Source organism: Aquimarina sp. TRL1 (genome assembly GCF_013365535.1).
Taxonomy (GTDB): Bacteria; Bacteroidota; Bacteroidia; order Flavobacteriales; family Flavobacteriaceae; genus Aquimarina; species Aquimarina hainanensis.
The window spans coordinates 2,293,686-2,307,056 of sequence record NZ_CP053590.1 but is presented as its reverse complement, the minus strand read 5'-3'; the positions used below and the strand labels follow the sequence as shown (position 1 = coordinate 2,307,056).

General features: G+C 35.4%; 11 protein-coding genes. 9 read left to right on the top strand and 2 right to left on the bottom strand.

Going from position 1 to position 13,371, the window contains the following annotated elements:
- The first annotated feature begins 121 nt into the window (after positions 1–121).
- The 9 genes from rplM (at position 122) to asnS (ending at position 11,702) form a co-directional block, all read left to right on the top strand.
- Positions 122–577, top strand: a complete 456-nt coding sequence (gene rplM / locus HN014_RS09410) for a 50S ribosomal protein L13 (protein ID WP_176028630.1) — start codon at positions 122–124, stop codon at positions 575–577.
- A complete protein-coding gene (gene rpsI / locus HN014_RS09405) occupies positions 577–963 on the top strand; it encodes a 30S ribosomal protein S9 (protein ID WP_176028629.1) in 387 nt (128 codons plus the stop codon). Before rplM ends, rpsI begins: the two co-directional genes overlap by 1 nt.
- A 164-nt stretch (positions 964–1,127) precedes the next feature.
- Positions 1,128–1,919: a 30S ribosomal protein S2 gene (rpsB, locus tag HN014_RS09400; protein WP_176028628.1), complete on the top strand. Its 792-nt coding sequence runs from the start codon at positions 1,128–1,130 to the stop codon at positions 1,917–1,919.
- A gap of 202 nt (positions 1,920–2,121) precedes the next feature.
- On the top strand, positions 2,122–2,943 hold the full coding sequence (gene tsf / locus HN014_RS09395; protein WP_176028627.1) for a translation elongation factor Ts: 822 nt from the start codon (positions 2,122–2,124) through the stop codon (positions 2,941–2,943).
- A gap of 424 nt (positions 2,944–3,367) precedes the next feature.
- Complete coding sequence (gene pyrH / locus HN014_RS09390; protein WP_176028626.1) at positions 3,368–4,075, top strand: UMP kinase; 708 nt, start codon at positions 3,368–3,370, stop codon at positions 4,073–4,075.
- Positions 4,076–4,123: 48 nt separating this feature from the next.
- Positions 4,124–4,687: a ribosome recycling factor gene (gene frr, locus HN014_RS09385; RefSeq protein ID WP_176028625.1), complete on the top strand. Its 564-nt coding sequence runs from the start codon at positions 4,124–4,126 to the stop codon at positions 4,685–4,687.
- A gap of 83 nt (positions 4,688–4,770) precedes the next feature.
- Entirely contained in the window at positions 4,771–7,212 is a 2,442-nt protein-coding gene (locus tag HN014_RS09380; protein ID WP_176028624.1) for a DUF5686 family protein, read from the top strand.
- Positions 7,213–7,295: 83 nt separating this feature from the next.
- Complete coding sequence (locus HN014_RS09375; protein ID WP_176028623.1) at positions 7,296–9,698, top strand: RND family transporter; 2,403 nt, start codon at positions 7,296–7,298, stop codon at positions 9,696–9,698.
- Between the two features lie 561 nt (positions 9,699–10,259).
- Positions 10,260–11,702, top strand: coding sequence for an asparagine--tRNA ligase (gene asnS, locus HN014_RS09370; protein WP_176028622.1), 1,443 nt, complete (start codon positions 10,260–10,262; stop codon positions 11,700–11,702).
- Positions 11,703–11,711: 9 nt separating this feature from the next.
- Here asnS and HN014_RS09365 read toward each other — a convergent pair whose 3' ends face one another.
- Together HN014_RS09365 and HN014_RS09360 are read right to left on the bottom strand one after the other, a co-directional pair.
- Positions 11,712–12,284: a hypothetical protein gene (locus HN014_RS09365; protein WP_176028621.1), complete on the bottom strand. Its 573-nt coding sequence runs from the start codon at positions 12,282–12,284 to the stop codon at positions 11,712–11,714.
- Positions 12,285–12,534: 250 nt separating this feature from the next.
- On the bottom strand, positions 12,535–13,293 hold the full coding sequence (locus HN014_RS09360) for a helix-turn-helix transcriptional regulator (protein ID WP_176028620.1): 759 nt from the start codon (positions 13,291–13,293) through the stop codon (positions 12,535–12,537).
- Between the last annotated feature and the right edge of the window lie 78 nt (positions 13,294–13,371).

Genomic DNA, 13,371 nt, shown 5'->3' with positions numbered 1-13,371 from the left:
ATCGAATCAGTCAATTAAAATAATATCCCTCACCTATTTGCTATATAAATTTATAATTGTAAATTTGCACCCCTGTTTTATACACAGGGAAAGGAATGTTTAATTATTAAATTTAATTAGTGTGGACACATTAAGTTACAAAACAGTATCTGCCAATAAGGCAACCGTTACCAAAGAATGGTTACATATAGATGCTGAAGGACAGACTTTAGGACGTCTATCTTCTGTAGTAGCAAAATTACTAAGAGGTAAACACAAACCTAATTTTACCCCACACGTTGATTGCGGTGATAATATCATTATTACAAATGCCGAAAAAATCAACTTGTCAGGAAAAAAGTGGACTGATAAATCATACATCCGTCACACTGGATACCCTGGAGGGCAAAGAAGTCTTACTGCTCAGGAATTATTTGAAAAAAACCCAGAGCGTTTAATCGAAAAAGCGGTAAAAGGAATGCTACCTAAAAACAAGTTAGGAGCAGCATTATTCCGCAATTTAAAGGTATATGCAGGAGCAACTCACAACCAAGACGCTCAGCAGCCTAAAACTGTTAACTTAAACGAATTTAAGTAATGGAAGTTATTCACAAAATTGGTCGTAGAAAGACCGCTGTAGCTCGTATTTACCTTAAGGAAGGTTCTGGTAATATTACGGTTAACAAAAAAGAGCTTAACGATTATTTCACCACTGCTACGTTACAGTACAAAGTAAATCAGCCTCTTGCTCTTACTAGCAATGAAGAGAACTTTGACATTAACGTTAATGTATACGGAGGAGGAATAACTGGTCAGGCTGAAGCTATTCGTCTAGCTATTTCAAGAGCGATGTGCGAATTAGACGAAGAAAACAAATCAATCCTTAAACCAGAAGGATTACTAACCAGAGACCCAAGAATGGTAGAGCGTAAGAAATTCGGACAGAAGAAAGCTCGTAAGAAATTCCAGTTCTCTAAACGTTAATTCATTAAAAAACAGTATTTGTTGTTACCTGATATTTACAGATTCTTTATTCAGAAAGAACACTATTTATTCAGGATTAGTTTAGCATCTAAATGAATGAGGCCATATCAAAGCGATAGCCACTTATTCATTGCTAATTCAACAGAACGTAAACTATTACAAAGATGGCAAACAATATCGAAGTAAAAGAATTACTTGATGCAGGTGTACACTTTGGACACCTTACAAGAAGATGGGACCCAAACATGGCTCCATACATCTACATGGAGCGTAACGGCATCCACATCATAAACTTATATAAAACTGCTGCAAAAATAGACGAAGCCAGTGAAGCGCTTAAGAAAATTGCAGCTTCTGGTAGAAAAATCCTTTTTGTTGCTACCAAAAAACAAGCAAAAGAAATCGTTGCTGAAAAAGCAAGCAAAGCCAACCAGCCATATATCACAGAAAGATGGCCTGGAGGAATGCTTACTAACTTTGTTACTATCCGTAAAGCCGTAAAGAAAATGGCTTCAATCGATAGAATGAAGAAAGACGGTACATTCAACACCTTATCTAAAAAAGAGCGTCTTCAGGTAGATCGTTTAAGAGCTAAATTAGAAAAGAACCTTGGTTCTATCTCTGATATGACTCGTCTTCCTGGTGCTTTATTTGTTGTAGATATTACTCGCGAGCATATCGCAGTAAAAGAAGCTCAAAAATTAAACATTCCAATTTTCGCAATGGTTGATACAAACTCTGATCCACGTCAGGTAGAGTATGTAATCCCTGCTAATGATGATGCTTCTAAGTCTATCGATAAAGTAATGACATATGTTACAGACGCTATTTCAGAAGGTTTAAGTGAAAGAAAAGCAGCAAAAGAAGCTCCAAAAGCACAACCTGCTAAGAAGGCAGAAGCAAAACCTGCTCCTGCAGCCGTAGCAACAGAAGGTGATACGCAAGAGGAAGAATAAAAACATTCATTAGGTGACTGTTTTAACCAGTAAAACCAACAAAGGTTAAGCTTTATTTAAAGTCTTCTAAATACTAAGAAAACATTAGTTAGACCTAAAAGCAATACCTTTATTAAGAAAATCGATGAGTCGTTTAGTTCTTTACTTCACAGTAGCACTAAACGACTTGTCTTTTAACACAACCACATAAAAATTAACAGATATGGCAAAGATTACAGCCGCAGAAGTAAATAAATTACGTAAAGCTACAGGTGCCGGAATGATGGACTGCAAAAAAGCACTTGTTGAAGCTGACGGAGATTTTGACAAAGCAATTGAACTTCTTAGAAAAAAAGGACAAAAAGTAGCTGCCAATAGAGCAGACAGAGACTCTACAGAAGGTGCTGTTATCGCAAAAGTAAACGAAAGTAGAACCAAAGGAGTTATTGTTTCTCTAAACTGTGAAACTGACTTCGTAGGAAAGAATGATTCTTTCGTTTCATTAGCTCATGAACTTGCTGAATTAGCTTTAACTTCTTCTTCTAAAGAAGATTTATTAGGCAAAGATTTTAACGGAATCTCTGTTCAGGATAAATTAACAGAACAAACCGGAGTTATTGGAGAAAAAATAGAAATCGGTGATTTCAGAATTCTTGAAGCTCCTTTAGTTGGTTCTTACATCCACGCTGGAAACAAAATCGGAGTACTTACAGGTCTTTCTGCTAGTGCTGACGGTGCTGATGTTGTCGCTAAAGATGTAGCAATGCAAGCAGCCGCTATGAATCCAGTAGCCTTAAACGAAGACGGAGTAGACCCATCTGTAATCGAAAAAGAAATAGAAATCGCTAAAGATCAATTACGTCAAGAAGGAAAGCCAGAAGAAATGCTTGACAACATTGCCAAAGGAAAAATCAAGCGTTTCTTTAAAGACAACACTCTTGTAAATCAAGCTTTCATTAAAGATAACAAAAAGAGCGTTGCTGATTATGTAAAAACACTAGGAGATGTATCTGTTGTTGCTTTTGAAAGAGTAGCTTTAGGATAAGCATCAAATACATTTACAAAATACAAAAGCCGCTTCTAATCGAAGCGGCTTTTTCTTTTCTCGTTTACATGACAAGAGCATCTTTAATTTTATTCCCTTCCAGATTTTTTGTCATTCCAAAAAGATCTTCACAAAGAACAAACTCCCCAATTAGTTCTTCATAACCCCCTTTAAAACATCATTAAATCAACAAAAGAAACCTTCTTAAAAACGCTCCGTTTTCAACCTAGCATTTTTTGTTTTCCTGGTACAAACTTATAACAAAGAAACATACCAATCAATAGCTTGAGCAGGGGAAAATTCCCCTTTTTTTATACTTCTATCAAAAAAAATACCACAATCTACATATAGAACATTCTTTCCTATCCAAACTATTTTGTAAATTAAGAATATCATTATATTTGCAGCACAGTTCAAGCACACTATGAAATACAAAAGAATATTACTCAAACTATCCGGAGAAGCTTTAATGGGAGATCGTCAATATGGAATTGACCCAAAAAGACTAGCCGAATACGCGGATGAGATTAAGCAAATAACCAAAGAAGGCGTCGAAGTAGCCATTGTAATCGGAGGAGGTAACATCTTTAGAGGGGTTGCCGGAGCTAGTAGAGGGATGGATCGGGTACAAGGAGATCACATGGGAATGCTTGCAACGGTAATAAATGGACTCGCTCTTCAGAGCGCCCTTGAGGATGCAGAAATCCCTACCAGACTACAATCCGCTGTAAAGATAAATGAAGTAGCAGAACCTTTTATCAGAAGAAAAGCTATCAGACACCTGGAAAAAGGAAGAGTAGTTATTTTTGGAGGAGGAACAGGAAACCCCTACTTCACTACAGATTCTGCAGCTGTTCTTAGAGCTATAGAAATTAATGCTGATGTTATTCTTAAAGGAACAAGAGTTGATGGTATCTATACCGCTGACCCAGAAAAAGATGCTGACGCTACTAAATTTGATTTTATTACTTTTGATGATGTCCTGAGAAAAGGATTAAAGGTAATGGACACCACCGCCTTTACACTAAGTCAGGAAAATGAATTACCTATCATAGTATTCGACATGAACAAAGAAGGTAATTTATTCAAGGTGGTTTCAGGAGAAACCATAGGAACTCAAGTAAACCTATAAGTACTAATTAACTCATTTTTTGATCCATCAAAAGAAAAGACTAAAAAAATGAACGAAGAAATTAATTTTATCATCGATTCCACCAAAGAATCCATGAACAACACGATACAACACTTAGAAAAGAAACTTCTAAACATTAGAGCTGGTAAAGCAACACCTTCTATGCTAGGAGGTGTTATGGTAGAATATTACGGCGCTCCTACTCCGCTAAATCAGGTAGGAAACGTAACCACACCTGACGCAAGAACAATCAGCGTTCAACCGTTTGAAAAATCCTTAATTCCTGAAATCGAAAAAGGAATCCTAGTTGCTAATCTTGGTTTCAACCCTATGAACAATGGAGAAAGCGTTATTATCACCGTTCCCCCATTAACAGAAGAACGCAGAAGAGATTTGGTAAAACAAGCCAAAATGGAAGCTGAAGATTCTAAAGTGGGAATCAGAAATGACCGAAAAAATGCCAATAATGAAGTAAAAAAACTGGAAAAGGACGGATTATCTGAAGACCTTGCCAAAAATACTGAAATTGATATTCAGGAATTGACCAATGCTTTTATCAAAAAAATAGATGAAATGCTTACTGTCAAAGAAAAAGAAATCATGACAATATAAGTCTATTACACCTTTAAAAAAGCGCCTATATACGACAAGGCGCTTTTTTTTGTATATTACCCCTTTTTGAACTCATTCAGATAATGCGAAACATACTCCTTTGTTTATCTTTTCTTACCCCATTTCTTTTATGTTCTCAAATAAATATCTCTGGAAAAATAATAGATCAATCCACCAATAACCCACTTCCCTTTGCCACTATAAAGACCAATCATTCTGATTATGCACTAAGTGATTCTACAGGAGAATTCTCGATTCACTGTCAGGAACTACCATTAAAAATCACCGTTAGCTACATAGGGTATATCACCAAAAACCTGACAATTGCATCTGCAGATATTGACAAAATTGAGTTTTACCTAACTCCAAAAACCGAGAAACTCGACCCAATAGAAATTGATAGTGATGGAAATATTGCTTCCAAAATTATTCGCAAAGCCATCCGAAAACGCCCCCTAAACAACCCTAAAAGCAAATTGAACAGTTACAGCTACAAAACCTATAACAAATTCAAAATCACAGGAAAAAATAAAGGAAAATTAGAAAGCAAAGATACCGCCGATGTAGATATTGAACATATATTCAATGAAACCCATTCTTTTCTTTCAGAAAAAATAAGCGAATACCAATACTTAAAAAACAAAGGAGAAAAAGAAACGATCCTCGCTACCAGAATGACAGGTTTCGAAGAACCCGTCTACAATGTCCTAGGTATCAAAATCCAATCCAACACATTGTACGAGGAAGACTATACCATATTAGACAATAAATATGCAGGTCCCTTATCCAAAAGAGCTATTAAGAATTACTATTTCAAAATCCTAGACACCACTAAAGGAAAAAGACCTGCCTACGTTATTCTTTTCCAACCGAGGCGATCCAAACGTGTGGCCAGCCTGGAAGGAGTTTTATATCTGGACATGGAAACCCTGGCTATCCAAAAAGCAATAGCAGAAGTAAGAGGCGAACTCAATATAATGGCTACTCATAACTACCATTACTACGAAGAACAAAATCTCTGGTTTCCTTCAAACCAGGAAGTCTCCATTCAATCCGGAAAAGGGAGACAGAAAGTAGCCCTTTTTGGAGGAAGAATTTCTATTGGAAGATTGGGGAACACTAAAAAAACAAGCAAAGAAAACAACGGGTTTTTAATTTCAAAAACTGATTATTTTGACATTACCCTAAACCCCCCGATACAACTTTCTGCCAAACGAGCAGCAATCGAAATCCACCCAGAAGCTTCTAATAGACCTGACACATACTGGGAACAATACAGAACTAGTGAAATTACCGAAAAAGACGAAAACTCTTTTCCTGTTATCGCAGATATTGTAAAAAAGCAAAATATCGAACATAAGATCAGGGTTATCCAAAATTTCAATTTAGGGTATTACCCACTTAGCATTATAAATTTTGACCTTACTTATCCGATTAAGTATAACAATTACGAAGGGTTACGTCTCGGAATCGGAATGCTTAGCAACGAAAAGCTCTCTAAAAGGTTTAGGATAGAAGGATATCTAACCTATGGATTCAGAGATAATGCTTTTAAGTATGGTGTCGGAACAGGTGTTTTACTAAACAAAGACGCCAGAACCTGGTTAAACTTCAATTACACAGACGACTTAAGTGAAGTAGGAAGCTTTTTATACCTAACAGACAGAAGAGTTTATTCCCTCTTTGAACCCCGACTTGTTAACATTGATTTTTATTACAAACACCAAACCTGGAGCAGCAGCCTACAGTATCAAATTCTACCCAAACTTCTCTCTGAAGCACAAATATCTCTAGGAGATATTTATCAAACAGGAGGTTACAGATATGTAAAAAATAATATTGCCCATTCCTCATACAAACTTGCAGAATCAACCATAGCGATACGATGGTCTCCCTTTAGCGAATTCCTCAAAACACCAGATGGCTACAGAGAAGTACAGGAAGGGTTCCCAAAAATCACAGCACAATACACTCAGGCATATAAGGGAGTCCTGAACAGTGATTTTCAATATGCCAAATTTGGCATCAAAGCGGAATACACCATCAACAGACTAAACGAATCCAGCACTAGTTTCTTATTGGAAGGGAATTTAGCCAGTGGAGATGTTCCACTCACACATCTCTATCACGCATACCCAAATGCACCTACTAAGGAAACCATCATGCAACGATTCTCTGTCGCAGGCAGAAGTAGCTTCGAAACCATGTATTTCAGTGAATTTTTTAGCAACAAACTTGCTTCATTACAAATTCGTCATACACTCAAACCTTTTAAAATTACCAGCTGGCTTAAGCCAGAACTATCATTTATCAATCGCTATGCTATCGGAGATGTTGACAACATAGAAGACCATCAAGGCATTGAATTCAAATCATTAAAACACGGATATCAAGAATCAGGAATCGAAATCAATAAATTGTTCGCTGGTTTTGGATTGAGTTTTTCATACAGGTACGGAGCATATCACCTCCCTAATTTCGGAGACAACATCGCTTTTAAATTTACCTTCTATCTTAAATTATAATTTAGTATTAAAAATAATTATTTCCCTAAAAGCACTTAACAGTAAAAGCTCAAATCCTTACATTTGCACAACTAAAATAAAGCATGGCAAAGTTATTAAGTTTTGGGTTTTGGAATGCACTGGCAGGCATCATTCTCCGCAACAGACCGGCAATCATTATTCTAATTGTAGGAATTACAGTCTTTCTTGGTTTTCAATGGCAACATATGAGGTTTTCTTTTACAGAAGCTAATTTATTACCTGATGACCACGAAATCAACTTACAATATCAAAAATTCCTTGATAAATTCGGCGAAGAAGGAAATCTTATTGTAATGGCTGTTAATGACAGTTCTCTTTTTTCTCCAGAAAAATTAAAAGCATGGAACAACTTTAACAATTCTTTCAAAACACACGATGAGATAGACCTGGTTATTTCTATCGGAGACCTGCAGAAGTTAGAAAAAAAGGACAACCCTCCCCGATTCGAACTCACTCCATTTATCAAGGACTCAACCTTTACCAAGGATCAGGTTTCAGAATATAAATTCGAACTTTTTAACGAGCTTCCATTCTATCAGGGATTGGTATATAGCAAGCACTCAGAAACAGTACAAAGTGCTCTATATTTAAAAAAAGAAATTGTAAACACCAGCATCCGAAAAGTTTTTATCGAAAAAGTACTAGTTCCTAAAGTAGAAGCATTCGAAAAAAAACACAATATTGACATTAAAGTATCTGGAATGTCATATATCCGTACCATGAACTCTCAAAACATCATGGACGAGATACAAATATTTATACTTGGTGCTCTTTTAGTCACCTCTGTTATTTTCTTTTTCTTTTTCAGATCCTTCCGAGCTACTTTTATATCCATGGCTACAGTTATCATTGGAGTCATGTGGGCTTTTGGTATTCTGGGATTATTAAAATATGAAATAACTGTACTAACCGCCATTATTCCCCCTCTTGTTATTGTAATAGGGATTCCAAACTGTATTTTCCTTATTAATAAATACCAACAGGAAATCAAAAAACACGGAAACAAAGCCAAGTCCCTTCAACGTGTTATCACCAAGGTAGGAAATGCCACTCTGATGACTAACATCACTACCGCTGCCGGTTTTGCCACTTTTGCCTTAACAGAGAGTAAACTTCTGAAAGAATTTGGTATTGTCGCTTCTTTGAATATTGTTGCCTTATTTATTTTATGCTTACTGGTAATTACTGTGATCTACAGCTATATGCCTCCCCCAAAAGAAAGGCATCTCAAGCATTTAGGAAAACAATGGATCGAAAGACTCGTGGATTGGATGGAACATATGGTTAAAACTCGAAGAATAACCATATATGCCTGGTCAGTAATGATTCTTATAGGAAGTATCATTGGTATTTACACCATAAAAGTTTCCGGAAGCTTACTGGAAGACATGCCAAAAGAAGCCCCTTTCTTTAAAGATATTACATTTTTCGAAAAAGAATTTGATGGTATCATGCCACTGGAGATTCTCATTGATACGAAAAGAAAGCAAGGAGTTTTAAAACTCCCAACATTAAAACGAATGGAGAAACTCAGTGAACTTATCGAAGAAACCCCCGAGTTATCAAAACCAATTTCGATTGTTAACTTGGTTAAGTATGCCAAGCAGGCATTTTATAATGGAAATCCAAAATATTATCAAATCCCAACAAGTCAGGAGCGGAATTTCATTCTACCTTATGCAAAGAGTTTTGAATCCAAAGCTGGAGTCATGAAAAGCTACATAGATTCTACCGGACAATATGCCAGAATTACTACTTTTATGAAAGATGTTGGCACAGAGGAAATGGAACGAATCGAAGCTAACCTTACTCCTAAAATAAAAAAGATATTCCCAGAAGACAGGTATGATGTTACCTTCACAGGAAAAGCATTAATATTTCAAAAAGGAACCACCTATCTTGTATGGAATCTGGTTTTTTCTTTAGGATTAGCCATTCTGCTTATCGCTTTATTTATGGCCTGGATGTTCCGCTCGTTTAAAATGATTATTATCTCCTTAATCCCCAACCTACTTCCATTATTAATGACAGCAGGATTAATGGGATTCTTAGGAGTTCCTATAAAACCTTCGACCATTCTTGTCTTTAGTATTGCTTTTGGTATTTCAGTAGATGATACGATTCATTTCCTGGCAAAATACCGACAAGAACTAAAGTCAAATCACTGGAGAATACGCAAATCAGTGTTTGGAGCCTTACGAGAAACAGGAGTCAGCATGTTTTACACATCTACTGTGTTATTCTTTGGATTCTCCGTATTTATGATTTCCAGTTTTGGAGGAACCAAAGCTCTGGGAGGACTTATCTCCATCACCCTAATATTTGCTATGCTTGCAAACCTTCTTTTACTCCCTTCTTTATTATTATCTCTAGAAAGAAGCATTGCCAATAAGAAAACATTAAAAGAGCCGAAGCTTCGCATTATTGCCAATGACGAAGAACTACCAGAACAAAAAGAAAAATAAGAAAATACATCTCTATAAAAAAGAAAGCCCCACCAAGAACTTGGTGGGACTTTTTGTAAGATAGATTACCCCAAAACCTACCTAACTAAACTTAACTTAACTTAATGCACTTATCGTCACAATTGCATATGCAATATAAATGCAGCACGCCATAAATAAAATAGTTTGAAGGGGGGAAAAATCCCCTTTTTTACATTTGGCTTTAAAAAAATGTCAAAAAAATTCTAAAAAAATTGTATTATGTTGATTTTCAGAATATTATAAGTATATGGTTTTTACAAAAAAGTCGTTTTTTTTATCATTTTCGTATGAAATTCTCTTTTACATTCTCTTTTTTTATCGAATCACCTTTCCAAAAAACGTCAAATCACGAGATAGAATCCATAATTAGAGAATCATAAAACCTCACTTTATTCCTTTTTAACTACACAATCTATTTATGACAATCAGATTAAAAAAATTATATTTGCTACCTTAATTTCTACCCTTCGGAATAATTATACCTTTCTGAATGCAATAGGGTAAAAAATTAAACGATATAAAAAAGAAAACTAAATACAAATGAAACACACTAAAGTAATAGAAGTACTACAAAGTGATCAACTATTACAGCCAGTTACCATAAAAGGATGGGTACGTTCATTTCGTAATGATCGATTCATAGCTGTAAATGACGGGTCCACTATAAATAATATCCAATGTGTTATTGAAGACAACACAATTAATCAAGAAATAGTGGATAGAATTAATATTGGTGCTGCAATTGCTGTTTCTGGGACATTAGTAGAAAGTGAAGGAAAAGGACAACGTGTAGAAATCCAGGTATCGGCAATAGAGATAGAAGGAGATGCCAATCCTGAAGAGGTAAAAAAAACCATCTTATCACCTAAGCGCCATAGTTTAGAAAAGCTGAGAGAACAAGCTCATTTAAGAGTACGTACAAATACATTTGGTGCCATCATGCGTCTACGATCTAAATTATCGTACGCTGTACATGACTATTTTCAGAAAAATGATTTTCACTATGTACACACACCAATAATAACAGGAAGTGATGCAGAAGGTGCTGGAGAAGCTTTTAAAGTGACCAATATGGATCTAAATAATATTCCCAAGGACGAAAATGGGAATATTGATCATAGCAAGGACTTTTTTGGGAGAGAAACCAACCTAACTGTTTCTGGACAGTTAGAAGGAGAAACGTATGCAATGGGTCTTGGACAGATATACACTTTTGGACCAACTTTCAGAGCAGAAAATTCAAACACCTCTCGTCACCTGGCAGAGTTTTGGATGATCGAACCAGAAATCGCTTTCTGTGATCTTGACGGAAACATGGATCTAGCAGAAGATTTTATAAAATATGTCATTCAATACGTATTGGACAACTGCCAGGACGATTTAGCTTTTTTAGAAAACCGTTTGGTTCAGGAGGACAAACAAAAGCCACAGGCAGAGCGCTCAGAAATGTTATTGAGAGACAAGCTTCGATTTGTATTAGATAACAATTTTAAACGTGTTAGTTACACTGAGGCAATAGAAATCTTGAAAAATTCGAAACCCAATAAAAAGAAAAAGTTCAAGTACCCAATTGAAGAATGGGGTGCTGACTTACAAAGTGAGCATGAGCGCTACCTGGTAGAAAAGCACTTTAAATGCCCGGTGATACTTTTTGACTATCCAGCGAATATCAAGGCATTCTATATGCGACTTAACGAGGACGGAAAAACAGTTCGAGCTATGGATATTCTATTCCCTGGGATTGGAGAAATTGTAGGAGGTTCTCAAAGAGAAGAAAGATTAGAAGTTCTACAGGAAAAAATGGCTGCATTAGACATCCCGGAAGAAGACTTATGGTGGTATTTAGACACCAGAAGGTTTGGAACCTGTACACATAGTGGTTTCGGTCTTGGTTTCGAACGACTCGTATTATTTGTTACAGGAATGAGCAATATTCGAGACGTAATTCCATACCCCAGAACACCACTAAGCGCGGAATTTTAATACACAGCATTAATTATTATGCTTTTTTAATAAAATCTCAGAGACCAGTCTCCTAAGAATATCTTCTTGAGTTTCCGGACTCTGAGATTTATTTTTCGCCCTCTTGATCTTATCGATATGCGGTATCTTATTAGCCTCCCCCAAAACACGCAAAACATCTTCGAAAAAATCAATTAAAACTGGCATAATAAAACGACTCCCCGGATACTTCTTCTTTATGTATAAAATCTTCTTGCTATAGGCTAAAAAAAGTTGAGGATACTTTGCAAAGCTGTACATAGCGGCAGAAAAATGCTCAAAAACCTCTTGCTTATCATTTCCGTACTGAAATTTCAATTCAGTACCTCCTACTCTTTTCATCACATATAGCAATACACTTTCTCTTATAAAATGGCTATAATCATTCTTTGAATAATAATAAATCTGCATACTGATGTTGGTGTTCACCACTACCACCTCATTCTCTATAGTTTCTTTCAGAAATTGCTGAAACATCTCTACCATTGAAGAAGGCATTAATAATCTCATTTTTGTTTGTCTGGACCGAACACTTACTGACCTGATATTATATGTTTCTGACATATTCATCATTACTAACTATTATAAATATCAGTGTAGCTGTTAGTATACATTTATAATATACAGACAGATCAATACCCAAAGAAAATAACCTACCTAACTCACTAATACATTATATCTCTTTCTATATTCATCTAACAAACATATACTTGTTCATTAAACATTATTTATAAAAGTAATTATAAAAGCAGCATTCTAAATCTCAGTTGAATTGATAATCACTATTTTATCATAACTAAATTTTATAAAATAGTTACTTCATCTTCTTCTTCATATTCAATAATTCCTGTTCGATCATCATTAATTTTTCTTCTACCCCATCAGAAAACTCAGGAATACGTCTAAAAAAAGCATAGCGAATTCTCCACAATTCCTCTATAGATCCAATAGAAAATTCCAGGTCATCTATATTCTTATGATCAGCCCTCAAGACCACATTATTTTTAGTAATGTATAATCTTCTAAAAACAATCTCTCCTTCTACTACCACAAAGACCAGGGTTCCATTATTTAATTTCTTAATTACCGAAGAAGGCACCTTCTCTCCGATCACAATATCTTTGGGAAAAAATCCTTCGTCATGAGAGGTCATCTCCAGATTAGACACTGTATATCCTCTAAATTCTTTCTCGGGGTTTAGTGGCAACTGAAGAACTGGCAATTCATTTATAAATTTTTCCTTATCAAATAAAGAAATATAATCATTCGCAGTAGCATCTGTAATACATGGGACCATCGCAAATTGTTCTCTTTTTATATCTTTTGCCTGTGTTGTAAGATCTCCTTTAAACTTTAACAATTCATTAACCGTCAACTCACTGGTCAATAAATCATCTATTTGGATGCTAAAATAATTAGCTATTTTAATAATGGTTTCTATTTTAGGTTCACTTCTTCCTTCTTCATAAGCCCCTAAAGTACCTCTTTTTAAGTCAAAAATCTCTGCAAAAGCCTGCTGACTTAATCCTTTAACACTTCTTATTTTCTTTATATTTTTTCCAAAAAATGACATTTTTGCTAATTTTATTTGCAAATACAAAAAAATATTGTACTTTTACACTAACAATATTAGCTAATATAATTCAATAAT

Bases quoted from the DNA above. Each gene is read 5' to 3' on its own strand.
- rpsI (WP_176028629.1), top strand. From the start codon at position 577: ATGGAAGTTATTCACAAAATTGGTCGTAGAAAGACCGCTGTAGCTCGT.
- rpsB (WP_176028628.1), top strand. From the start codon at position 1,128: ATGGCAAACAATATCGAAGTAAAAGAATTACTTGATGCAGGTGTACAC.
- tsf (WP_176028627.1), top strand. From the start codon at position 2,122: ATGGCAAAGATTACAGCCGCAGAAGTAAATAAATTACGTAAAGCTACA.
- pyrH (WP_176028626.1), top strand. From the start codon at position 3,368: ATGAAATACAAAAGAATATTACTCAAACTATCCGGAGAAGCTTTAATG.
- frr (WP_176028625.1), top strand. From the start codon at position 4,124: ATGAACGAAGAAATTAATTTTATCATCGATTCCACCAAAGAATCCATG.
- HN014_RS09380 (WP_176028624.1), top strand. From the start codon at position 4,771: ATGCGAAACATACTCCTTTGTTTATCTTTTCTTACCCCATTTCTTTTA.
- HN014_RS09375 (WP_176028623.1), top strand. From the start codon at position 7,296: ATGGCAAAGTTATTAAGTTTTGGGTTTTGGAATGCACTGGCAGGCATC.
- asnS (WP_176028622.1), top strand. From the start codon at position 10,260: ATGAAACACACTAAAGTAATAGAAGTACTACAAAGTGATCAACTATTA.
- HN014_RS09365 (WP_176028621.1), bottom strand. From the start codon at position 12,284: ATGTCAGAAACATATAATATCAGGTCAGTAAGTGTTCGGTCCAGACAA.
- HN014_RS09360 (WP_176028620.1), bottom strand. From the start codon at position 13,293: ATGTCATTTTTTGGAAAAAATATAAAGAAAATAAGAAGTGTTAAAGGA.